Annotated in this window: 22 protein-coding genes and 2 tRNA genes; 14 read left to right on the top strand and 10 right to left on the bottom strand. The window is 64.2% G+C overall.

The features are described 5' to 3' along the window. Nucleotides 1-85: 85 nt before the first annotated feature. The 6 genes from rsmG to rpmH are packed head-to-tail and all read right to left on the bottom strand — an operon-like array spanning nt 86 to nt 3,337. Nucleotides 86-736 (bottom strand): 16S rRNA (guanine(527)-N(7))-methyltransferase RsmG, encoded by a 651-nt coding sequence (gene rsmG, locus AC1DDO_RS14995; protein WP_476867844.1) that lies wholly within the window; start codon nt 734-736, stop codon nt 86-88. 16 nt (nt 737-752) lie between these two features. Continuing rightward, entirely contained in the window at nt 753-1,355 is a 603-nt protein-coding gene (locus AC1DDO_RS14990; RefSeq protein ID WP_441409171.1) for a Jag family protein, read from the bottom strand. Continuing rightward, nucleotides 1,355-2,329, bottom strand: coding sequence for a membrane protein insertase YidC (gene yidC, locus AC1DDO_RS14985; protein WP_476972189.1), 975 nt, complete (start codon nt 2,327-2,329; stop codon nt 1,355-1,357). Before yidC ends, AC1DDO_RS14990 begins: the two co-directional genes overlap by 1 nt. 15 nt (nt 2,330-2,344) lie before the next feature. After that, nucleotides 2,345-2,710 (bottom strand): membrane protein insertion efficiency factor YidD, encoded by a 366-nt coding sequence (gene yidD / locus AC1DDO_RS14980; RefSeq protein WP_476867904.1) that lies wholly within the window; start codon nt 2,708-2,710, stop codon nt 2,345-2,347. A gap of 37 nt (nt 2,711-2,747) precedes the next feature. Continuing rightward, entirely contained in the window at nt 2,748-3,158 is a 411-nt protein-coding gene (gene rnpA, locus AC1DDO_RS14975; RefSeq protein ID WP_441409168.1) for a ribonuclease P protein component, read from the bottom strand. A gap of 41 nt (nt 3,159-3,199) precedes the next feature. Then, complete coding sequence (gene rpmH, locus AC1DDO_RS14970; RefSeq protein ID WP_003800212.1) at nt 3,200-3,337, bottom strand: 50S ribosomal protein L34; 138 nt, start codon at nt 3,335-3,337, stop codon at nt 3,200-3,202. Nucleotides 3,338-3,801: 464 nt separating this feature from the next. Between rpmH and dnaA the strand changes: the two genes are divergently transcribed. The 11 genes from dnaA (at nt 3,802) to AC1DDO_RS14915 (ending at nt 16,129) form a co-directional block, all read left to right on the top strand. Further along, entirely contained in the window at nt 3,802-5,223 is a 1,422-nt protein-coding gene (gene dnaA / locus AC1DDO_RS14965) for a chromosomal replication initiator protein DnaA (protein WP_018775671.1), read from the top strand. A 587-nt stretch (nt 5,224-5,810) separates the two neighbouring features. Then, nucleotides 5,811-6,935 carry a DNA polymerase III subunit beta gene (gene dnaN / locus AC1DDO_RS14960; protein ID WP_441409167.1) on the top strand — a complete coding sequence of 375 codons (1,125 nt, stop codon included), beginning with the start codon at nt 5,811-5,813 and terminating at the stop codon, nt 6,933-6,935. 42 nt (nt 6,936-6,977) lie between these two features. Then, entirely contained in the window at nt 6,978-7,913 is a 936-nt protein-coding gene (gene gnd / locus AC1DDO_RS14955) for a phosphogluconate dehydrogenase (NAD(+)-dependent, decarboxylating) (RefSeq protein ID WP_476867903.1), read from the top strand. A 44-nt stretch (nt 7,914-7,957) separates the two neighbouring features. Next, nucleotides 7,958-9,160 carry a DNA replication/repair protein RecF gene (gene recF / locus AC1DDO_RS14950; RefSeq protein WP_476972188.1) on the top strand — a complete coding sequence of 401 codons (1,203 nt, stop codon included), beginning with the start codon at nt 7,958-7,960 and terminating at the stop codon, nt 9,158-9,160. Further along, nucleotides 9,157-9,717, top strand: coding sequence for a DciA family protein (locus AC1DDO_RS14945; RefSeq protein ID WP_441409164.1), 561 nt, complete (start codon nt 9,157-9,159; stop codon nt 9,715-9,717). The genes recF and AC1DDO_RS14945 overlap by 4 nt, the downstream gene beginning before the upstream one ends. 413 nt (nt 9,718-10,130) lie before the next feature. Further along, complete coding sequence (gene gyrB / locus AC1DDO_RS14940; protein ID WP_476972187.1) at nt 10,131-12,224, top strand: DNA topoisomerase (ATP-hydrolyzing) subunit B; 2,094 nt, start codon at nt 10,131-10,133, stop codon at nt 12,222-12,224. A 61-nt stretch (nt 12,225-12,285) separates the two neighbouring features. Beyond that, nucleotides 12,286-15,000 (top strand): DNA gyrase subunit A, encoded by a 2,715-nt coding sequence (gyrA, locus tag AC1DDO_RS14935; protein ID WP_476972186.1) that lies wholly within the window; start codon nt 12,286-12,288, stop codon nt 14,998-15,000. Beyond that, nucleotides 14,997-15,623 carry a DUF3566 domain-containing protein gene (locus AC1DDO_RS14930; RefSeq protein ID WP_476972185.1) on the top strand — a complete coding sequence of 209 codons (627 nt, stop codon included), beginning with the start codon at nt 14,997-14,999 and terminating at the stop codon, nt 15,621-15,623. The genes gyrA and AC1DDO_RS14930 overlap by 4 nt, the downstream gene beginning before the upstream one ends. Nucleotides 15,624-15,721: 98 nt before the next feature. Further along, nucleotides 15,722-15,795: transfer RNA gene (locus AC1DDO_RS14925), tRNA-Ile, on the top strand. Nucleotides 15,796-15,825: 30 nt separating this feature from the next. Then, nucleotides 15,826-15,981 (top strand): DLW-39 family protein, encoded by a 156-nt coding sequence (locus AC1DDO_RS14920; protein ID WP_441409160.1) that lies wholly within the window; start codon nt 15,826-15,828, stop codon nt 15,979-15,981. A gap of 72 nt (nt 15,982-16,053) precedes the next feature. Next, nucleotides 16,054-16,129 (top strand) — tRNA-Ala (locus AC1DDO_RS14915). 103 nt (nt 16,130-16,232) lie between these two features. Here the strand turns inward: AC1DDO_RS14915 and AC1DDO_RS14910 are convergent. Then, nucleotides 16,233-16,601, bottom strand: a complete 369-nt coding sequence (locus tag AC1DDO_RS14910; RefSeq protein WP_441409159.1) for a cupin domain-containing protein — start codon at nt 16,599-16,601, stop codon at nt 16,233-16,235. A gap of 160 nt (nt 16,602-16,761) precedes the next feature. Between AC1DDO_RS14910 and AC1DDO_RS14905 the strand changes: the two genes are divergently transcribed. Next, on the top strand, nt 16,762-17,706 hold the full coding sequence (locus AC1DDO_RS14905; RefSeq protein ID WP_476972184.1) for a DMT family transporter: 945 nt from the start codon (nt 16,762-16,764) through the stop codon (nt 17,704-17,706). Between the two features lie 7 nt (nt 17,707-17,713). Here AC1DDO_RS14905 and AC1DDO_RS14900 read toward each other — a convergent pair whose 3' ends face one another. Both AC1DDO_RS14900 and AC1DDO_RS14895 read right to left on the bottom strand, forming a co-directional pair. Next, nucleotides 17,714-18,586 carry a glycosyltransferase family 2 protein gene (locus AC1DDO_RS14900; protein ID WP_476972183.1) on the bottom strand — a complete coding sequence of 291 codons (873 nt, stop codon included), beginning with the start codon at nt 18,584-18,586 and terminating at the stop codon, nt 17,714-17,716. A 189-nt stretch (nt 18,587-18,775) separates the two neighbouring features. Further along, a complete protein-coding gene (locus AC1DDO_RS14895) occupies nt 18,776-19,762 on the bottom strand; it encodes a hypothetical protein (RefSeq protein ID WP_476972182.1) in 987 nt (328 codons plus the stop codon). A 155-nt stretch (nt 19,763-19,917) separates the two neighbouring features. Between AC1DDO_RS14895 and AC1DDO_RS14890 the strand changes: the two genes are divergently transcribed. Both AC1DDO_RS14890 and AC1DDO_RS14885 read left to right on the top strand, forming a co-directional pair. Further along, complete coding sequence (locus tag AC1DDO_RS14890; RefSeq protein ID WP_476867835.1) at nt 19,918-20,463, top strand: peptidylprolyl isomerase; 546 nt, start codon at nt 19,918-19,920, stop codon at nt 20,461-20,463. Nucleotides 20,464-20,472: 9 nt separating this feature from the next. After that, on the top strand, nt 20,473-21,342 hold the full coding sequence (locus AC1DDO_RS14885; RefSeq protein ID WP_441409154.1) for a rhomboid family intramembrane serine protease: 870 nt from the start codon (nt 20,473-20,475) through the stop codon (nt 21,340-21,342). Nucleotides 21,343-22,432: 1,090 nt separating this feature from the next. Here the strand turns inward: AC1DDO_RS14885 and AC1DDO_RS14880 are convergent. Then, a complete protein-coding gene (locus AC1DDO_RS14880) occupies nt 22,433-23,038 on the bottom strand; it encodes a DNA-3-methyladenine glycosylase I (RefSeq protein ID WP_476867833.1) in 606 nt (201 codons plus the stop codon). Nucleotides 23,039-23,061 lie beyond the last annotated feature (23 nt).

The following is a 23,061-nucleotide window of genomic DNA, read 5'->3' as shown; positions in this document are numbered from 1 at the left end:
TGACACGCTCACTCTCATTCGGCTTTTACTGCCGGTTACTAGCCTAACCTCTTCCCCTCAGACTCCCCGGGCACCGGGGCCGGTGCTAGGCAATCTTTTGAGGCTTGTTCACTACTATTCGGACAACAGTGGTGGGTTCCTCGAGCAGGTCCTCACCCACCACAACCACGGAAGTCTCAATGCCGCCCAGCTTACGGATAACCTTGGCGGCCTTTTCGATTTCCTCGCCGGCGCTGCGTCCCTTGATGGCAACAACTTCGCCCTTGCCGGCCAGCAGCGGAATGGTCAATCCCGCGAGATTGGCCAGCGCGGATACCGCACGGGCCGTCACGACGTCCGCGTTCACGAGTCCCACAGCCAGTTCGGCACGGGTGCGCATGATGGTGACGTTCTCGAGGCCGAGATCATCCACAACTTCCTGGAGCCAGATGACACGGCGTTCCAGCGGTTCGATCAGGGTCAGTTCCAGATCCGGCCGGGCGATCGCCAGGCACAGGCCCGGCAGTCCGGCCCCGCTGCCGACGTCGGCGACGTGGCTGCCGTGGGCAATCTGGCTCTCGATGACGGCGCAGTTGAGCACGTGCCGGCTCCACAGCCGCGGCACTTCGCGGGGACCAATCAGTCCCCGCTCGGTGCCGGATGTCGCCAGATGTTCCACGTAGCGCTTCGCCAGGTCCAGGCGGTCACCAAAGATGGACTCTGCTGCCTTGAGTTCCGGAGCGGTAATTTCAACCATCAAGCTAGTCAACGGTTCAGTCTGCGGAAACAACGATGTGCCGGTCTGCGCCTTCGCCTTCGGACTCGCTGACGAGCCCCAAATCGGCGACGGCGTCGTGCACGATCTTGCGCTCGTAGGCACTCATCGGAGCCAGGGCAACAGCCTCGCCGGATTCCTTGACCGCGGCGGCGGCGTCTTCGGCAATCTTTTGCAGGTCGCCGGCACGCTCGGCGCGGTAGCCGTTGATGTCCAGCACCAGCCTGGACCGGTTCTCGGTGGCGGACAGGACGGCGAGCCGCGTCAGCTCCTGGAGCGCCTCAAGGACTTCTCCGTCGCGGCCCACAAGGCCTTCCAGCCCGGCTGATTCCTCTTCGGCCACGATCGAGATGTACGTACGCCCGTTGCGGACCTCGATGTCGATGTCGCCGTCGATGTCAGCGATGTCCAGCAGTTCCTCGAGGTAGTCCGCGGCGACGTCGCCCTCTTCTTCGAGGCGGCTGGCGGTGACGCTCTTGCCGGCGCCGGCCTCCGCACCCTTCGACGAGTCCTGCGACCCGTCCAGGACTGCCTCCTGGGCGTCGTCCCGGTCGTCCTCAAACTCGGCGGAAATAGCGTGTTCGGTGCTCTCGGCGGACATTACTTCCTCTTCCTGTTCTTACGTTGCGGCTGGACGCGCTGGGTCTTGGCTTCCACGGCGGTCGCAGCGGAGGCCTCCGCTGCCTCGGCGTCGGCCTTCTTTCCACCCAGGAGGGGCAGTGCGGGAAGGCCCCTGGCTGCCCGACGCTCGGCGAGAGCCTTGGCGGCGGGGGAACCCGGCGTCGGCATCCGGCGGATCACGAAGAATTGCTGTCCCATGGTCCAGAGGTTGGTAGTGGTCCAGTAGATCAGTACGCCGATGGGGAAGTTGATGCCACCCACACCGAACACGATCGGCAGGATGTAGAGCATCATCTTCTGCTGGCGCATGAACGGGCTCGCCAGGGCTTCTTCGGACATGTTCTTGGCCATGATCTGCTTTTGCGTGATGAACTGCGAGGCCGTCATGGCCAGGATCATCACGATGGAGAGAATCCACACGGACGTTTGGTTGCCGCCGCCGCCGTGCAGCAGCGATGCCGAGAGCGGGGCACCGAAAATCGTGGACTGGTCGAACTGCACTACCTGCTCGTGGCTCATAGCCCCGATTCCCTCGCCCTTGTTGGCGGCCGCCGTGATGCCCGAAAGCACCTGGAAGAGCGCGAAGAAGAACGGCATCTGGATCAGCATGGGCAGGCAGGCCGAGAAGGGGTTGGTGCCGTGCTTCTTGTACAGGGCCATCTGTTCCTGCGCCATGGCCTGGCGGGACAGCTGGTCGGTCTTGCCCTTGTACTTGTCCTGCATTTTCTTCAGGTCCGGCTGCAGCAGCTGCATCCCACGCTGGGCCTTGATCTGCTTGACGAAGACGGGAATCAGGGCCGCGCGGATCACCAGCACCAGCCCGATGATGGCAAAGGTCCACGTCCAGCCGCTGGCCGCCGGCATGCCGATGGCGCTCAGCCCGTCGTGGAAGCCCACCATGATGGCTGAGACCAACCATTTGAACGGGGCCAAGAGTGTTCCAAAGATATCCATACGATTCCCTATTCGTCAGGCCGCAGTGCGGCCTTCTCCATCAGGCTGAGCAGCCAAGTACTTGTCCGGATTGTTCAGCACAACAATTGTGGGGGTGTGGTCGGCCGGCCATTCCCGGTGCCCGGCGGGGACATGGTCCACTCCGCCGGCATTCCATGGGTGGCAGCGCAACAGGCGCCTGGTAGCCAGCCAGCTTCCTTTCACGGCACCGTGCACCGTGATCGCCTCAAGGGCATAGGCCGAGCAGGAGGGGAAGAAGCGGCAGACCTGGCCGTACAAGGGTGAAATCACCTTGCGGTAAGCCATCAGCAGCAGGATGAGGATGTTGCGGGGCAGGTTCCAGACGGCAGTGGCCAGCCGGCTCAGGACCGTTCCGGGCATTGCAACGAGCAGGCGGGGGACGCCGGCGGTAGTTGAGTTACGCACGCGGGGTCCCTTCCTGTGTTGTCTCGTAAGAACCTGGTGATGCAGCCTGTGGAAGGCGGTTGCCCAGCCGTTTCATGGTCGTTTCCAACGCGGCGTCATAGTCGGCGAGCAACTGATCCCAGCTGGCCCCCGCCGCGGCGGGCAGTGCCCGTACCACGATGGCGAACCCGCTGCCGTATTTCTGCAACGACAATGCACCGGCTTCTCTCAGTCTCCTCTTAACGAGGTTCCTGACAACAGCGTTCCCGACACTCTTGGAAACGATGAATCCGATCCGGCTTGGTTCGTCGGCAGCCAGAGCTGCCGCATATAACACTACGTTCCGGCGTCCATTGCGGACACCGGAACGTACAGTTGTTGAAAAATCGGTTGATGTCCGCAGTCGGTTCCTGGTGGCTAGCACCGTTCAACTCGCACAGGGATACAGACCGACGAGTCAGTTATTTAGGCCGACAGTTCGGTGCGGCCCTTGCCACGACGGGCTGCCAGGATGGCACGGCCGGCACGGGTACGCATACGAAGGCGGAAGCCGTGCTTCTTGGCTCGACGGCGGTTATTCGGCTGAAAAGTCCGCTTGCTCACGTTAGTTACTCCAGTGGATCAAAGGTGCGCCCACCCGATCAAGGGGAAGAACTGGCCGACGCTAAGTTTTGGTATGTGCCACTTCCCTCGTAACTCGCACGACGCGGGGCGTCGGGAAAGATTCAGATGAGGCGAAAAGCGTACACATGGGACTTCACAACGTTAGGGCTTGCCGCCCTCCAGAGTCAAACCGGCGGGGGTTCGGCAACCTTTCCCCAGCTGTGGCTAACCCACCTGCCAGCCTGTGGATGAAGTGCGTCACGCGCCCCGTTTGAGAACAACAACGGTGTAATTATCCACAGGACTGAACCCAGCTATCTTCTAGCGTTTTCATCCCCTACAGTGTCTCAGTAACCCCTTATCCACGGACTGTGCATAACCCTGTGGATTGAGCCGGGCCGGCGTACAGCTCCGGACCGCGTGGATGCACGTAATGCAGGCCAGCAAGTTTGAGGAACTGATTGATGACAGTAGACGAAGCCAACCAAGCCAACACTGTCGGAAGTTCCTGGCGGCGGGTTGTGAGCCTCCTGGAGAACGACCACCGTGTCTCTCCCCGGCAGCGCGGCTTCGTTATCCTCGCCCAGGCCCAGGGCCTGATCGGTTCCACCCTTCTGGTGGCCGTCCCCAACGAACTCACCCGCGAAGTGCTGCAGACCCAGGTCAAGGAAGCGCTCGACGACGCGCTCCGCAGCGTTTTCTCGGACGAAATCCGCTGCGCCATCGACGTCGACACCGATCTGGTGCCCCTGCACACAGAACCCGAACCCGCCGTCGAACTTTCCCTCGCCGCCGACCCCACCGTGGAGCTGAAGCCGCAGCCGATGCTGCCGAGCACCTCCCACGAATTCGGCCGCCTCAATCCGAAGTACGTCTTCGACACCTTCGTGATCGGGTCCTCCAACCGGTTCGCCCATGCGGCGGCCGTGGCTGTGGCCGAAGCACCGGCCAAGGCATACAACCCGCTGTTCATCTACGGCGACTCAGGACTGGGCAAAACCCATCTGCTGCACGCGATCGGCCACTATGCGCGCCGGCTCTACAGCGGGATCCGGGTCCGCTATGTCAACTCCGAGGAATTCACCAACGACTTCATCAACTCCATCCGCGACGATGAAGGCACCAGCTTCAAGACCACGTACCGCAACGTGGACGTGCTGCTGATCGATGACATCCAGTTCCTGGCCGGCAAGGACCGGACGCTGGAGGAGTTCTTCCACACCTTCAATGCCCTGCACAACAACAACAAGCAGGTGGTCATCACCTCGGACCAGCCGCCGAAGCTGCTCGCCGGCTTCGAAGACCGCATGAAGTCGCGCTTCGAGTGGGGCCTGCTGACTGACATCCAGCCGCCCGAACTCGAGACCCGCATCGCGATCCTCCGGAAGAAGGCCCTCAGCGAAGGCCTCTCCGCCCCGGATGATGCCCTCGAATACATCGCCTCGAAGATCTCCAGCAACATCCGCGAGCTTGAGGGCGCCCTCATCCGCGTCACCGCCTTCGCCAGCCTGAACCGGCAGCCCGTTGATGTGGCCCTGGCCGAGATGGTCCTCAAGGACCTCATCACCGACGACGGTGCCCAGGAAATCACCTCGGCCCAGATCCTCACGCAGACAGCGGACTACTTCAAGCTCAGCATGGAAGAGCTCTGCAGCAAGTCGCGCACCCGCACGCTGGTGACGGCGCGGCAGATCGCCATGTACCTGTGCCGGGAACTCACCGACATGTCCCTGCCCAAGATCGGACAGGAGCTGGGCGGCCGCGACCACACCACCGTGATCCACGCCGACCGCAAGATCCGCGAACTGATGGCCGAGCGCCGGGTCATCTACAACCAGGTGACCGAGCTGACCAACCGGATCAAGCAGCAGCAGCGCAATTCCTGAGCCGTCCCTCGGCGCACTCTTACCTTATTAACAGGGCCCTGTGGACAACCCTGTGGATACTTAAGGGGACAACCGCGGTTAATGGGCTTAAAACCCTTAAGGCGCCTGTGGATCGCCGACTCGGCCAAAAATCTTGTCCCCATCCACACCCTGTTTAAAACCTGCTCCACCCACAATCCATGAACAGGGCTTAACCGCGGATTTCCGAGGCCGGATCGAGTTATCCACAGTTTCCACAGCAGTTATTAACACTACTAATCCCAAGAAAATGAAATTCCCTCAAACAACAATCTCCTTCCCACCTCCGAACAGCGCCCAGGCACGTTCCGGACCGGCGCAGGATGGCGGCCCCGCGAACAACACTGTTGTAAGCCGGGGATGGGAGAAACGCTCGCCTTGGGGCTAAGCTGTCTGCAGTGCGTCCGTCCCGGACATCTTTTGTGGTTCCCTACCGGGCCATGAGACCCGGGGTGGGCGGGCGATTCCCTTGTTGATGGATTTCGGCATCCCTGCCGGGGTCCGCGGCAGCTTGAGCAGTTCCAGCTATTTTCAGCACTAACAGCAGCAATGAAAGGCGGCACCCTTCCGTGAAGTTCAGAGTCGAACGGGACGTCCTGGCAGAAGCCGTGACATGGACCGCCCGGTCGTTGTCTCCGCGGCCGCCTGTTCCCGTCCTTTCAGGCCTGCTCCTGAAGGCTGAAGCCGGCACCGTCAGCCTCTCGAGCTTCGATTACGAGACCTCTGCAAGGCTCGAAATCCCTGCTGACATCACCACCGAAGGCACCATCCTGGTCTCCGGCCGGCTGCTCGCGGACATTTGCCGGAGCCTTCCCTCCGCACCCGTCGAGGTCGAGACCGATGGCAACAAGGTGACACTCACTTGCCGTCGAAGCAGCTTCCACCTGGCCACCATGCCCGAGGCCGAATACCCGCCGCTGCCGGCCCTGCCGACCATCAGCGGCACCGTTCCCGGAGATTCTTTTGCCCAGGCGGTTTCCCAGGTGATCATCGCGGCCAGCAAGGACGACACGCTGCCCATCCTGACCGGCGTGCGGATGGAAATCGAGGACGATCTCATCACCCTCCTGGCCACCGACCGCTACCGCCTGGCCATGCGTGAAGTCCCCTGGAAGCCGGTGACCCCAGGCATCTCCACCAGCGCCCTGGTCAAGGCCAAGACACTGAACGAAGTAGCCAAAACGCTCGGCAGCAGCGGCGACATCAACATCGCCCTGGCCGACGACGACAGCCGGCTGATCGGTTTCGAGAGCGGCGGCAGGACCACGACGTCGCTCCTGGTCGACGGGGACTACCCCAAGATCCGTTCGCTCTTCCCGGATTCCACGCCCATCCATGCCACCGTGCAGACCCAGGAACTGGTGGAGGCCGTGCGCCGCGTCTCGCTCGTGGCCGAGCGCAACACCCCTGTCCGGCTCGCCTTCACCCAGGGCCAGCTGCACCTGGACGCCGGCACCGGCGAGGACGCGCAGGCCTCAGAAGAGCTCGAAGCCCAGTTGTCCGGTGAGGACATCACGGTGGCCTTCAACCCGCACTACCTGATCGAGGGCCTGAGCGTCATCGAAACCAAGTTTGTGCGCTTCTCCTTCACCACCGCTCCCAAACCGGCCATGATCACGGCCCAGCAGGACGCCGAGGGCGAGGACCAGGGCGACTACCGCTACCTCGTCATGCCCGTCAGGCTGCCCAACTAGTCCCCACCGCCACCCTCGCCTCGCAAGCTCGGCCAGGGAACCCTGGCGGCGTGGGCCCACGCAGAAATCCCAGCGCAGAAAAGAGTTCATCCAATGCACATCGGACTAATCGGCCTTGGAAAAATGGGCTTCAACATGCGCGAACGCCTGCGCAACGGCGGGGTCGAGGTCACCGGATTTGACCGCAACCCCGACGTCACCGACGTCGCCAGCGTGGACGAACTCATCGCCGCCGTGCCGGCTCCGCGCGTCATCTGGGTCATGGTCCCCTCGGGCGACATCACCGACGCCGTGATCACCGAACTCGGCAACAAGCTCGACGCCGGCGACCTCGTGATCGACGGCGGCAACTCCCGGTTCACCGAGGACCAGAAGCACGGCGCCGCGCTGGCCGAAAAGGGCATCCGCTTCGCGGACTGCGGTGTATCCGGCGGAGTCTGGGGCCTCCAGAACGGCTACGGCCTCATGGCCGGCGGCGATGCCGCGGATATCGAGCGGGCCCTGCCCGTCTTCGACGCACTCCGTCCCGCCGGTGAGCGGGCCGACAGCTTTGTGCACGTGGGCGGCATCGGCGCGGGCCACTACGCCAAGATGGTCCACAACGGGATCGAATACGGCCTGATGCAGGCCTACGCCGAGGGGTACGAACTCCTGGCCGCCAAGGAAATCGTCGCTGATCTTCCCGGGACGTTCCGGGCCTGGCAGAAGGGCACGGTTGTCCGGTCCTGGCTCCTGGACCTCATGGTCAAGGCCCTCGACGAGGATCCCGGACTGGAATCGATCTCCGACTACGTCGAGGATTCCGGCGAGGGCCGCTGGACCGTCGAGGAGGCGATTGCCAACGCCGTGCCCGCACCGGCGATCACGGCTGCGCTGTTCGCCAGGTTCTCCTCCCGCGAGGACAACTCGCCCGCCATGAAGATGGTGTCCGCGCTGCGCCACCAGTTCGGCGGCCACGCGACACGGCCGGCCAAGTAATCCTGCCGGCCCATTGATCTTGCGTGTGAAGTCCTGAATCCCGCGTGTACCTAGAAAAACTCTCGCTCACAGATTTCCGTAGCTACGCCCAGGTCGATCTCAATTTTGAGCCCGGGGTCACCGTCCTGGTGGGCTCCAACGGCATCGGCAAGACCAACCTGATGGAAGCGATCGGCTATCTGGCCACGCTCAACTCGCACCGGGTCAGCACGGACGCGCCGCTGCTGCGGTTTGGTGCCGAACGGGCCATGATCCGGGCCAAGCTGGTCCGTGGCGAGCAGTCCACCGTGCTGGAACTGGAAATCAATGCGGCGCGGGCCAACCGGGGACGGATCAACCGGAGCAATCCTGTCCGCGCCAGGGACCTGCTCGGCATCTGCCAGACAGTGCTCTTCGCTCCGGAAGATCTGGCGCTGGTCAAGGGCGATCCGTCCAACCGCCGCCGGTTCCTGGACGAGCTCCTGGTCAGCCTCATGCCGCGCCACGCCGCGACCAGGAGTGACTATGACCGGGTCCTGAAGCAGCGCAACGCACTGCTCAAATCGGGCCGCGCCGGAAAATTCAGTGCCGGCCATGAGGCAACGCTCGATGTCTGGGACCAGCACATGGCGCGGGCCGGGGCGGAACTGCTCCATGCGCGCCTCGAGCTGGTGGACCGCCTGCAACCTCACCTGAACAAGGCCTATGCGCAGCTCACCGACGGTTCCAAAGAGGCCTCTGCCGTGTACCGCTCCACGCTGCAGGACATGCTGGATGACGACGGCGGGGCGGCGGCGGCAGACGCCGGCGACGGCGCCGCGCCGTCAGAGGACCTGCGGCTGCTCTCGGTCGATCAGCTCGCAGACCGCTACATCCAGGCCTTCGCGGCAGCGCGCCGCAAGGAACTGGAAAGGGGAATCTCGCTGGTGGGACCGCACCGCGACGAGCTTGAGCTCGTGCTGGGATCGGCGCCGGCCAAGGGCTACGCCTCGCATGGAGAAACGTGGTCCATGTGCCTGTCCCTGCGGCTGGCCTCCTACTACGTCATGCTCGACGACGCCCGCACCGGAGGGTCGCCTCCGATCCTGATCCTGGACGACGTGTTTGCCGAACTGGACGTCCAACGGCGGCGTAAACTGGCGGCAATAGTATCCGGCGCCGAGCAAGTGCTGGTCACTGCCGCCGTCGAGGCCGACATCCCGGCGGAACTGACCGGACGGCGGGTGAAGGTCATCCCGGGAGGAATCGATGAGCAGGAAAATCGATGAATAAGGATACCGACGGCGGCCTGCAGCCGGGCCGTGATCCCGACGCCATTGATGCCGCGCAGGCGGCACTGAACAGGATGCGCGACGCTGCCGCGGCCCGTGGCGAAATCCGGCGCGCGGTTCCGCGATCGGGTACCAGCGCCCAGAAGCCGGCGCGCGCCGCGCGGGGAACCCGAGGATTCTCCCAGTTCCATGGCACCGGCAGGGATCCGCTGGGCCTGGGAAAGGTCGTGGGGCGTCTCGTGGCCGAGCGTGGCTGGAGCTCGCCGGTGGCCGTAGGTTCCGTGATGGCGCAGTGGGCCGTCCTGGTGGGCCCGGAAATTTCGGCGCACTGCACACCTGAGAGTTTCACGGACACCACCTTGCACGTGCGGACCGATTCCACGGCCTGGGCCACCCAGCTGCGGCTGCTCAGCAGCAGCCTGCTGGAAAAATTCCGGACCGAGCTGGGCGAGGGCGTCGTCACCAGCATCCAGGTCCTCGGACCCGCCGCCCCGAGCTGGCGCAAGGGCCTCCGGACCGTCAACGGCCGCGGCCCGCGCGACACCTACGGATAGCCCAAAGCCCATCCCGTGCGCCGGATATGAAGCACTTCTTGCAAAAACCCTTGAAATATCCGCGAACGGCGTGTAGGGCGCTCGAACGCCCGGGAGCCGTATAGGAACCCTAGGGCTGGACCCTGAATGCCTTGCAGGGGGAGCCAGCGGCCTCCCAGCGGCACTTTCCCGCCCGTTTGGGGCCCTGGAATGCGGGTTTGGGTCCTATAACACGATAGAATCGATGTAGATAACTGGGCGCCGGTGAAGCGTTGACTGAGTCCGTTTCCGACGCAATTTCGGCGTGCGGCGGACGGGATCCCATGTCAGCGGAACACGCCGGCGCCGTCAGTGACGTGCCTGTTGGCAGGACCCTTTTCCACGGAAGAGGCAAGGGCCGGCCTTCAACGAACATAGAGGAGTCGAAAGCGCCTGTGGCTAACGACAATGCAGAGATCCCGGCAGTGGAAGACGTAGCGGAAGCGGTAGTGCCAGAGGCGGCGGCGTCGTCCGGGACCGCGACAACGCGCGAATACGGCGCCAGCGACATCACCGTACTTGAAGGCCTGGAAGCTGTCCGGAAACGTCCCGGCATGTACATCGGCTCCACCGGACCCCGCGGTTTGCACCACCTGGTCTACGAGGTGGTGGATAACTCGGTGGACGAGGCCCTGGCCGGCTACTGCACGCACATCGAGATCGTGCTGCAGGCCGACGGCGGGGTCAAGGTGGTCGACAACGGCCGCGGCATCCCCGTGGACATGCACCCCACCGAGCTCAAGCCCACGGTGGAGGTCGTCATGACGATCCTGCACGCCGGCGGCAAATTCGGCGGCGGCGGCTACGCCGTCTCCGGTGGCCTCCACGGTGTCGGCATCTCCGTGGTCAACGCGCTCTCCAGCCGTGTCGACACCGAGGTTCGCCGCCAGGGACATGTCTGGCGGATGTCCTTCGCCGACGGCGGCAAGCCCCAGGGCGGTCTGGTCCAGGGCGAGGAGACCTCCGAGACCGGCACCACGCAGACGTTCTACCCGGACGCCAGCATTTTCGAGACCACCTATTTCGATTTCGAAACCCTGCGTGCCCGTTTCCAGCAGATGGCCTTCCTCAACAAGGGACTGCGCATCACGCTGACCGACGAGCGGAGCGATCCGGCGGACCCGTCCGAGGACGACGACCTGGACCTGGACACCGTGCCCACCGAAGGTGAGGTCCCGGCGGAATTCCACACCGTGGTGTACCAGTACGACGACGGCCTGCTGGACTACGTCAAGCACCTGAACTCCGGCAAGAAGGTTGATGTGGTCCACGAGGACGTCATCGCCTTCGAGACCGAGGACACCGAACGGCACATTGCCCTGGAAATGGCGATGCAGTGGACCAACGCGTACTCCGAGAGCGTCCACACCTACGCCAACACGATCAACACGCACGAAGGTGGCACCCACGAAGAGGGCTTCCGCGCCGCGATGACCTCGCTCATCAACCGCTATGCGCGGGAGAAGAACATCATCAAGGAAAAGGAAGACAACCTCACCGGAGACGACATCCGCGAGGGACTGACGGCTGTCATTTCCGTGAAGCTCTCCGAGCCACAGTTCGAGGGCCAGACCAAGACCAAGCTCGGTAACTCCGAGGTCAAGGGCTTTGTCCAGCGCGTGGTCACCGACGGGCTCGGCGACTGGCTCGAACGCAACCCCGGCCCCGCCCGGGACGTCATCCGCAAGGCCATCTCGGCAGCCCAGGCACGCATGGCCGCGCGGAAGGCCCGGGACAACGCCCGCCGCAAGAGCCCGCTGGAATCCTTCGGCATGCCCGGCAAGCTCTCTGACTGCTCCTCGAAGAACCCGGAACTGTGCGAGGTCTACATCGTGGAGGGTGACTCGGCCGGCGGTTCCGCCAAGCGAGGCCGCAACCCGGAGACCCAGGCCATCCTGCCGCTGCGCGGCAAGATCCTGAACGTGGAACGGGCCCGCCTGGACAAGGCGCTGGGCAATGCCGAGGTCCAGTCCATGATCACGGCCTTCGGCACCGGGATTGGCGAGGACTTCGACCTCGCCAAGCTGCGCTACCACAAGATCGTGCTCATGGCCGATGCCGACGTCGACGGCCAGCACATCACGACCCTGCTGATGACGCTGCTGTTCCGCTACATGCGCCCCCTGATCGAAAACGGCTACGTCTACCTGGCACAGCCGCCGCTGTACCGGATCAAGTGGTCCAATGCGCCGCACGATTACGTCTACAGCGACCGTGAACGTGACGCGAAGCTGCTCTCGGGCGCGGCCGCCGGCCGCCGTATTCCCAAGGACAACGGCATCCAGCGCTACAAGGGCCTCGGTGAAATGGACTACACGGAACTGTGGGACACCACCATGGACCCGGACCACCGGACCCTGCTGCAGGTCACGATGGACGATGCCCTGGCGGCGGACCAGATCTTCTCTGTCCTGATGGGCGAGGACGTTGAATCGCGCCGAAACTTCATTCAGCAGAACGCCAAGGACGTTCGGTTCCTGGACATCTAGCGGGCTTCCACGCCCCGAATATGCCCGGACTGATATATACCTGAAACGGAAAATATAGACTATGAGTGACGAAACACCCGAGGTGCCGGCCGGCTCCGAGCCCGTCCTTGAAGGCGCCATCCTCGACGGCGACGTACTGACCGACCGCGTCGAGCAGGTGGACCTGCAGACCGAAATGCAGCGATCCTACCTCGACTACGCCATGGCCGTGATCGTGGGCCGCGCCCTGCCGGATGTCCGCGACGGCCTCAAGCCCGTCCACCGCCGCGTGCTCTACGCGATGTTCGACGGCGGCTACCGCCCCGACCGCTCTTTCAACAAATGCGCCCGTGTGGTGGGCGAGGTCATGGGCCAGTACCACCCGCACGGTGACACCGCGATCTACGATGCCCTGGTCCGCCTGATCCAGGACTGGACCATGCGTTACCCGCTGGCACTGGGCCAGGGCAACTTTGGTTCGCCCGGCAACGACGGCGCTGCCGCCCCGCGGTACACCGAAACCAAGATGGCCCCGCTGGCCATGGAAATGGTCCGGGACATCGACGAGGAAACCGTCGACTTCCAGGACAACTACGACGGCAAGAACCAGGAACCCACCATCCTGCCGGCGCGGTTCCCCAACCTGCTGGTCAACGGCTCCTCGGGCATCGCCGTCGGCATGGCCACCAACATTCCGCCGCACAACCTCCGCGAAGTAGCCGACGGCGTCCAGTGGTACCTCGCGAACCCGACGGCCACCCGCGAGGAACTGCTCGAAGAACTCCTCCTGCGCATCAAGGGACCGGACTTCCCGACCGGCGCCACGATCCTCGGCCACAAGGGCATCGAGGATGCCTACCGCACCGGCCGCGGTTCCATCACCATGCGCGCCGTGGTCAGCGTCGAGGAACTCCAGGGCCGCACATGCCTGGTGGTCACCGAGCTGCCCTACCAGGCAAACCCGGACAACCTGGCCATCAAGATCGCCGAACTGGTCAGGGACGGCAAGATTTCCGGCATCGCCGACCTCCGCGATGAGACCTCGGGCCGCACGGGCCAGCGCCTGGTGATTGTGCTCAAGCGCGACGCCGTGGCCAAGGTGGTGCTGAACAACCTCTACAAGCACACCCAGCTGCAGGACAACTTCGCCGCCAACATGCTCGCGATTGTCGACGGCGTGCCGCGCACGCTGAGCCTGGACGCGTTCATCCGGCACTGGGTCACGCACCAGATGGACGTCATTGCCCGCCGCACCCGGTACCGGCTGCGGAAGGCGGAGGAGGAAGCGCACATCCTCCGCGCCCTGCTCAAGGCGCTGGACATGCTCGACGAGGTCATCGCCCTCATCCGCGCCTCCAACACCACCGAGGCCGCACGCGACGGCCTCATGCAACTGCTCGACATCGACGAGCTGCAGGCCAGGGCCATCCTGGACATGCAGCTGCGCCGGCTTGCGGCGCTGGAACGCCAGAAGATCCAGGACCGCCATGCCGAGCTTGAGGCCCTGATCGCCGAGTACAACTCGATCCTGGCCTCCGAAGAGCGCCAGCGCGAGATCATCAGCACCGAACTGGCCGAAATCGTCGCCAAGCACGGCGATGACCGCCGCACCAAGGTGCTCATGGGATTCGACGGCGACATGTCGATGGAGGACCTGATCCCCGAAGAGGAAATGGTGGTCACCATTACCCGCGGCGGATACGTCAAGCGCACCCGCAGCGACAACTACCGCTCCCAGCAGCGCGGCGGCAAGGGCATCAAGGGCGCCCAGCTGCGCGGCGACGACGTCGTCGAGCACTTCTTCGTCACCACCACGCACCACTGGCTGCTCTTCTTCACGAACCTCGGACGCGTCTACCGGGCCAAGGCCTACGAGCTCGCCGAAGCCGGACGCGACGCCAAGGGCCAGCACGTGGCCAACCTGCTGGCCTTCCAGCCGGATGAGCACATCGCCCAGGTGCTGGACCTTCGGGACTACCAGCACGCCCCGTACCTGGTGCTCGCCACCAAGCGCGGCCTGGTCAAGAAGACCCGGCTGGAGGACTACGACACCAACCGGTCCGCCGGCGTGATCGCGATCAACCTGCGCGACGGCGACGAACTCGTCTCGGCCCAGCTGGTCTCCGAAACCGACGACCTCATGCTGGTCTCCCGCAAGGGCCAGTCCGTCCGTTTCACCGCGACAGATGATGCGCTGCGCCCGATGGGCCGCGCCACCTCCGGTGTGACGGGCATGAAGTTCCGGGAGGACGATGAACTGCTCGCGGCCGACGTTGTCAAGGACGGCTCGTTCGTCTTCATCGTCACCGAGGGCGGATTCGCCAAGCGGACCGCTGTGGAGGAATACCGGCTCCAGGGCCGCGGCGGTCTCGGCATCAAGGTCGGCAAGTACCAGGAAGAACGCGGGCACCTCGTGGGCGCCCTCATTGTCCAGGAAGAGGACGAAGTCCTGGTGGTCATGGAGGGCGGCAAGGTGGTCCGCTCTTCGGTCACCGGTGTGCCGGCCAAGGGCCGCGACACCATGGGCGTGATCTTTGCCAAGCCGGACAAGAACGACCGCATCATCGCCGTTGCACGCAACAGCGAACGCGGGCTGGAAAGCGAGGACTTGGCCGACGGCGAAGCGGCGGGTGAGGACGCAGAAAATCGGGCTTCCTCGTCGGATGACGTAACGTTGGCTGAAGATGGCGGACAGCAGGACGAGTCCGCAACGGCAGAATCAGTACCGGCCCCGGAGTCAGATGAGTCATCAGGCAATGCCGAGCTGGACGAAGACAACACCGGAGGTAACGAGTGAGTAATTCCGACTCATATCCCAAGCCGAGCAGCGGCGCGCCGGGCGGGGTGCGGCAACCCGCCGCTGCGCCGCGCGTAGGCGCCCCCTCGCGTCCGCAGCAGCGCCCCGGCGTGTCCGGCGCAGCCAACGGAACGGGACAGCGTCCCCCCGCCCCCGGCCAGCGCCCCACGGTCCCCGGACAACGCCCCGCTGTTCCGGGCCAGCGCCCCGCCCAGGCGGGCGGACAGGGCGGGCTGATCAAGCCGGCACCCAAGGCCAAGGTGCGCCGTGCCAGGCTGCTGGTCAGCAAGGTGGACCCCTGGTCCGTGCTGAAGATGGCCTTCCTGCTCTCTGTGGCCCTGGGCATCGTCACCGTCGTGGCGGCGATCGTGCTCTGGACCGTCCTGGACCTGACCGGGATCTTTGACCAGGTGGACAGCCTGCTGGGGACCCTCGCCGGCTCCGAGGGCGGCGGTTTTGAATTGAAGAAGGTGGCATCCCTGGGACAGGTGGCGTCCTTCGCGACCATCATCGCCGTGATCAACGTGGTGCTGCTCACCGCCCTGTCGATGCTTTCCGCGGTGCTGTACAACATTGCCGCGACGCTCGTGGGCGGCATCGGCGTGACCCTCACGGACGACTAATTCCCGTACTTTTCCCCGGAATTCCGCGGGAAAAAGCCTCGATTTGAGATCGGGCCGGGATGTGCTGTACAGTCATATCTCGGCCCGATGAGGCATCGGGGCGTATAGCTCAGGCGGTTAGAGCGCTTCGCTGATAACGAAGAGGTCCCAGGTTCAAGTCCTGGTACGCCCACGGAACCTGTACTGGTTCTGGCAGAGGTTAGTGAAGGTTCGTCGAAGACTGAACCGGAACGGGGTGCATGTGAAGAAGTTGCTGGTTATCGCAGCCACGGTCGCAGGCGTCCTCCTCTACAGGAAAGTGCAGGAATCCGAAGCCCGGAAAGTGATCTGGAGCAATTCAACCGATACGGTTGACTAGCCCGGAGCCTGGGGCTGGACGCTGGAGATCAGCGCTCCGGTCCTAGGGTATGATTGACGGGTTGCTTCTTATGGGGGCATGGCGCAATTGGTAGCGCACCTGCTTTGCAAGCAGGGGGTTCGGGGTTCGAGTCCCCGTGCCTCCACCATAGAATAAGCCCCGGACCGCGGAAACGCGGTCCGGGGCTTTTTGCATGCCATTTTAGTCTGCGCTGTTTGCATGCGCGGCGGGCACGGCAGGAGCCTGTCCCCTCACTCCTTCGGTTTGGCGTAGTCGGCCATCCCTTGCCAGTCGATGTACACATACGGCTCGTCGCCGAGCACCCAGGCGTCATGCCCCGGCGGGATGACGCCGAAGTCGCCGGGACCGAATTCGAGTTCTTCGCCGTCGTCCATGACCACCTTGATGCGGCCGGAAATCGTGTACCCGATGTGGCTGGCCATGCAGCTGTCCGTCTTGGCGATCGGCTTGACGTGATCCGACCATTTCCAGCCCGGAAGGAACGTGGCCCGCCCAACGGGGCCGGAGTCGAGGTTGACGAGGTCCACCCGGCCCATGCCTTGGGCTACAGGACGTGATTCTTCTGGTTCGTCCAGGCTCTTGCGAATCATTGACGCCATGATGGTCTCCTTCTTCGATAATGGCGAGATCGGGATGTGAGACCGCGACTTAAGGTTGGCACCGGGCCATACGCCGGTCAAGGCATAGGCACAGCTATCGGCACGGCATAGGTCCAGACCGCGGTAAGGGCGCCGAGGTCCGTCCCATTAGTGTTGGAGCGTGAACTTCTTCCTCGCGGCCGTAGGCGTACTTGGCGTGGCGTCCTCCGGGCCCCTCATCGCCGCCACACTGGGTGCCACATCGGTCAGCGCCCTCGCCATTGCCTTCTGGCGCAACGCCATTGGAGCAGTCGTGATGGCTGGCCCGGTGGTGGTCCGCAATCCGCGTCAGTTCACAAGCGTCACCGGAGCCGAGTTCCGCTGGTCGCTCGCCGCGGCGGCGGCCCTGGCCCTGCACTTTGCCTGCTTCATCACCTCCCTGCAGTTGACGTCGGTCGCGGCGGCGACGGCACTTGTGTGCCTGCAGTCCGGCTGGATCGCGATCTTCCAGCTCTTCCGGGGAGTCCGGCTCCGCTGGCCGGTCCTGGTGGGGCTGGGGCTCGCTTTCGGCGGTGTCGTGACGATCACCGGGTTTGATATGGGCACCTCGCCCGGGGCGCTCGTGGGCGATCTCCTGGCGGTCGCCGGCGGAGCCCTGGCGGGCATCTACACGCTCGCGGGAGGCAAGGCGCGGCAGAGCATGGGCACCGGCGTCTACACCACCCTGTGCTACGGCATGTGCGCCGCGATTGTGGCGGTCCTGGCGCTGTTCGTTGGGGCGCCGCTGGCAGGGTTCGAATCCGGCGGCTGGCTGGGAATCCTGGCCATCACTGTGTGCGCACAGCTGGTGGGGCACACAGCCTTCAACCACTTGCTGGCGACCATGAGCCCGCTGCTCGTCTCCATGATCATCCTGCTGGAAATACCGGGCGCGGCGCTCCTGGCCGCGGCGTTCCTGGGCGAGACGCTGCCGGCCGGAACCTACGCCGGACTGGCGATGATCCTGGTGGGGCTCGCCGTCGTGCTGCTGGGCCAGCGGGGCTCAGGTTCCGCCAGGGGCGCGGCAAAGGGGCGCACAGCCGAGGGGGCCGGTCCGGAGCGGCTGGCGGAGCTCGGCACCGACTAAGCCGCTGTTATTGGCCGCCGCGGCGGGCCGGCTGGGCAGTGTTGACCGTGTGGATGGCGCGGAGCAGTTTCGCCGGGAAATAAACCGAGAAGAAGACAACCATGGGTGCCTTCAAGGCCATCTTCTTGACGTTGTGAGCCTTGTACGTGCGGTCAAAGCGCGTCACGTAGTACCGGTAGTCCCGCGGCGAGTCCTCCAGCCGCCGGGCTGACATCCCCGAGACCATCTGCGGCCAGTACTGGATCCGGAGCTCGTGCTCGGCCAAATGCAGCGACAGATCAATGTCCTCGTGCATCTCGTCCCGCTCGTCCCGGCAGGATTCTGCACGGATGGCTTCCCAGGCAGAGCGGCGGAGCGCCATGTTGGAGCCGAAAAGAAAGTGATACTGGTGCTTGGCCAGCCTGAGCATCAGCTGGCGCATCCTGTCGTCTGCTTTGAGCCCGAACCGGCGCAGGGGCATGTCGTAGTAGACCACCGGGCCGGTCGCAGCGTGGACGGATTCGTCAGCGAACGCTTCCTGGACTTGCTCCACCCAGTCCGGTTCCAGCACCGAATCGGCGTCGATCCTGCCGAGGATATCGCCGGTGGCATGGTCCAGACCCAAATTGCGCGTCGGGATGAGCCCCTGCTCACGGTCCTGGCTGAGCAGGATGATCGGACTCTCCGGGTACTCCAGCTGCATCTGCCGCACGATCTCCGCCGTGCGGTCCTTGGACATGTTGTCCACGACAATGATTTCGTGGGCTGGCACTGACTGGTAGACCGCGGCGATCAGGCACTGCCGGATGACGCTTTCCTCGTTGTACGCCGGGATCACAACAGATACAGCCGGCGGCGCAACAACGAGCATGGCATCCTGGGGTGATCTATGGGGTGACATCACCACAAACTTAGCACCTAGCCTGCCGTTTGAAGCCGGACGGCGGCGCGGCGACGGGTACGCCGGATGAACAAAAGGAGGGATCCCGCCCGGTGGCGGAATCCCTCCCTGGGAGAGTTGCAGGGCACCTGCCGGCAGCCGATCGGCCCTTGGCAGGGCCCCGTCGCGGCCGGCAGGTGCCAGCCGGAATTACTTGGCCGGCTTGTCGGTGCCGTTGTTCAGGCTGGCCGCGATGTTGCGAACGGCCGTCTTGGCATCGGTGGCAACCTTGGCAGCGGCGTCCGCGGCGGTGCCGGCAGCATCCTTGGCCGCCTCCGTGGCCTTGTCCGCGGCAGCAGCCACGGAACCGGCTGCATCCTTGGAAGCATCGGCCGCGGAGTCCGCAGCAGCAACTGCTGCGGAGCCGGCCTTGTCGGCGGCGTCCTTCAGCGTTTCGCCGGCAGGGGTGGCCGCAGGGGCCGGCGTTACCGGCGTCGGTACCTTCCACGGGTCCTCCACCGGCCGGGACGCCTTCCAAGCGGCGACGCCGGCGGCAACTGCGGCAGCGATGACGGCGAAAATCAGCAGGCCGCGGTGCTTGGGTTTCTGCTGCTTGGCTAGCTTGGCATTCGCGGTCTTGCTGACCTCGTTGGCGGCCGCCTTGATGTTCTTTCCGGCCTTCTTTGCGTGTCCCTTGGCAGTCTCGGCCTGCGCCTGGACGGTGTGGACCACGCCGGAATCAACAAGCTTCTGTGCAACGGCGTCCACGTGGGCCGGGGCATTTTCCAGTGTGCGGTGGACAACCACGGAAGCCTGCCCGATCTGGTCGGAAAGCCTGGGAAGATACTCGACAACCACCCGGTCGCGTGCGTTGAGGATCACCGGTGCAGCCTTGTCCACAGCGTCGTGCAAGCGCGGAGGGGTGCTTTCCGCGACCTCATGGATCTTCGGCGCAAGCTGGGCCAGGCCATCCTGAAGGCGCGGGGTAACCGTGGCAACGCTGCCGGCCAGATTGTGGGCCGCCGACTTGAGCCCCTCCTGGATCTTGGGAGAGGCGGTATCCAGCCCGTGCTGCAGGCGGGGAACAGCCCAATTCACGGCAGCCTCAACCCGCGGGGATGCCCAATCCTTGGCGCTGTCTACTCCAGTGCTGACTGACTGCTCCAGGTCACGGGCAATACGATCCGTTTTCTTCACAACTACCTCCCGATTAATGTGACGGTTCTGCTGTTAGCCTACGTGTCTAGGAACGCACCGGCTATTCTTCAGACCGATTTCCAGTGGATTTCACCCAGCGCGGAACTGACTGTGCGGCCCTATACGGGCAGAGCCGTCATGGAAGAATAGGCCCTATGACTGCCAACGCAACAGCAAAAGCCACCATCCACACGAGCCTCGGCGACATCGTCGTCAACCTTTACGGCAACCACGCGCCGAAGACGGTCGACAACTTCGTCGGGCTGGCCACCGGTGAGAAGGCCTGGACCCACCCGGAATCGGGCGAGGACAAGACCGGCACGCCGCTCTACAACGGCACCATCTTCCACCGCATCATCAAAGACTTCATGATCCAGGCCGGCGATCCCCTGGGCCGCGGCACGGGCGGACCGGGCTACAAGTTCGACGACGAAATCCACCCGGAACTGACGTTCAACGAGCCCTACAAGCTGGCCATGGCCAACGCCGGTGTCCAGATGGGCCGCGGCACCAACGGTTCGCAGTTCTTTATCACCACCATCCCCACCGGCTGGCTGCAGGGCAAGCACAGCATCTTCGGTGAAGTTGCAGATGACGAATCCAAGAAGGTCGTCGACGCGATCGAGGGCGTCCGCACCGGCATGGGCGACCGTCCCGTCGAGGATGTCACCATCAACAGCATTGACATCGAAAAGCTCTAGCACCACATCATGAGCTACGGAATTCCGGCGGCTGAGCCGTCCGCGGAGGTCCCGGTATGCCCCAGGCACCCGGACCGGCCCGCCTATGTGCGCTGCCAGCGGTGCGGGCGCCCGGCGTGCCCCGACTGCCAGCGGGCGGCCGCCGTCGGATTCCAATGCGTTGACTGTGTCAACGAAACCAAGCGCACGACGCCGGCCGTCAGGACCGTCTACGGCGGCGCCGTCACCGCCGGCAAGCCGGTGGTCACTTACGTGATCATCGGACTGTGCGCCCTTGTCTATGCATTGCAATGGATCGTTCCCAATGACGGGATCTATCAGCAACTGGCCTACGCGCCCGCCCTGACGGACAGTGAACCCTGGCGGATGCTCACCTCGGCGTTCCTGCACTCACAGGGATTCCTGCTCCACATTGTGCTGAACATGTACACGTTGTGGATCTTCGGCCAGATCCTTGAGCCGCTGCTCGGCCACGCCCGCTTCCTCGCGATCTACCTGCTCTCGGCCGTCGGCGGCTCGGCGGGCTTCCTCCTGCTGACCCCGGTTTATCCCCTGAACGGCCCCGTGGGCCTCGTCGGCGCCTCCGGCGCCATCTTCGGACTGTTCGGCGCCCTGCTGGTGGTCCAGCGTCAACGCGGCGGAGACGTTCGCCAACTCCTGGTCCTGATAGCCATCAACGGCGTCGTCGGCTTCATGGTCCCCCAGATCGCCTGGCAGGCCCACCTCGGCGGCCTCGTCACCGGTGCGCTGAGTGCCGCTGTCATCGCCTACACCCCGCGCGGCCCCCGGCAGACCCTGCTGCAGGCCATCGGCCTCGTCGGAGTCCTTGCCGTTGTGATCGTCGCGTCTGTCGTCCGAATGGCCGGCGCCGCCGTCTAGCCCGCTCCTGGAGCTCTCCTCTGCGAGATGTTCCCAGCATGATATTTCCAGCCGCAGTCTGCTGCCTGGGACCCCTCACCCTCCCCTTGGTTCCCACGGGGTGTGCTCCCTTTTGCGTGCAAACCCCTGGCCTGGCCCCAGCGCCCCAACCCACAGGTGTAGGTTCCAGGGTTTTCCACAAGGGTTATCCACATTGTTAATAACTTACAAGCGTGTAGTTCATGCCCCCATCCCCGATCTGACAGCCCGGGCTGGCGATTTTGCAGCGCACGGGCGGGGCTGCCGGCTCGATCTCCACACCTGTGGATAACTTCTGTGGGTTGGCCTGTGAGTAAGTGGAAAACTTCAGGCGCTGAGGCTGAAAAGTTTCACAGTCTGGCGTGATCGTCCGTCGTCTTTTCGTGGCTCCCGGCCGTGCAGGCTTCGACGCACTGTCCTTGGCGGCCCGCCCTTTGCACTCTGCCCTTTGCACCCCGCCACCGCATTGGCGTCCTGCGGGCACAACCCTGACGACACAGCGGACTTGCGCCTGCCTGGGGCTGGAGTGCGCCCATACAGGCTGTGCTTGCTGCATGGGTGTGCAGCGGAGCCCGCCTGTGTTTCAACAGGGTTATTCACAGTGTTAATAACTTGATGGTCCAAGTGTCACCGAGAATCAAACCCGCCTAGGGCGGCACAGCAGGGTTCGCTGCCGCTCAAACCCGGATGTTATCCCCAACTGTGGATAACGTGTGGGTAGTGAAGTGTTATTAAGTGGACAACTTCCCCGGTGCCTTTCCTGCCCTGCCAGGCCGCTCCGTTCGGGGCCGGGCCTGACCCCAGAGCGGCGCCCGGGGCCAAACACCAGCCCGATGGCCGGTCAGCGGGACTTGTCCACAGGCAATCCACACTGTTAATAACTTACAGCGCTGTAATTCAACCCCTGACGGGAATGCCGCCGTCGCCTGTGCGCCCCGACATGGCCGTCGAACGGGCCCGGAACGCGCGGCTGGAGCGAAACTTATGAACAGTGTGGATAAGTTTCCCCAGACTTGTGCACAGCTGTGGATAAAGGCGAGAGCGGCGAAACCGCCGTGCCGTCACGCGGGCGTCAGTGCTGCCAGACTCCAGAAGTGCCGCGCCGGTGGCTGTCCACCAAATGGGTGTCCACCATTCCAATAGCCTCCATGAGGGCGAACATCGTGGTGGGCCCGACGAACGCGAAGCCCTTCTTGCGCAGCGCCTTGGAAAGGGCCACGGACTCGGCCGAGGTGGTGGGGACTTCGTCGAGGGAACTGGGGCGCGGTGTTGTGGACGGCTGGAAGGACCACACGAAGTCAACCAGGCCGCCGTCGTCCCTCATCGCCAGAGTGGCCCGGGCGTTGGTGATGGTTGCCTGTATCTTCAACCGGTTCCGGACGATTCCGGCATCGAGCATGAGCCGTTCGACATCGGCGTCCGTGAAGAGGGCGACCAGTTCCGGGTCGAAGTCCTTGAAGGCGGCGCGGAATGCGGGCCTCTTGCGCAGGATCGTCGCCCAGGACAAGCCCGCCTGGAACCCCTCGAGGCTGATCCGTTCGTAGAGGCCCTGCTCATCCCGGACGGGCATGCCCCACTCCGTGTCGTAGTACTCACGCAGCATGGGATCCACGGATGCCCACACGGGCCGTGCCAGTCCGTCGTCGCCTATTGTTGAGCCGTTTACTGCCGGGGTCATCTGGAATCCTTCGCTGGGGTAAA

The organism is Arthrobacter sp. 10N43 (assembly GCF_056394525.1).
This window is presented reverse-complemented; position numbering and strand designations above follow the sequence as displayed.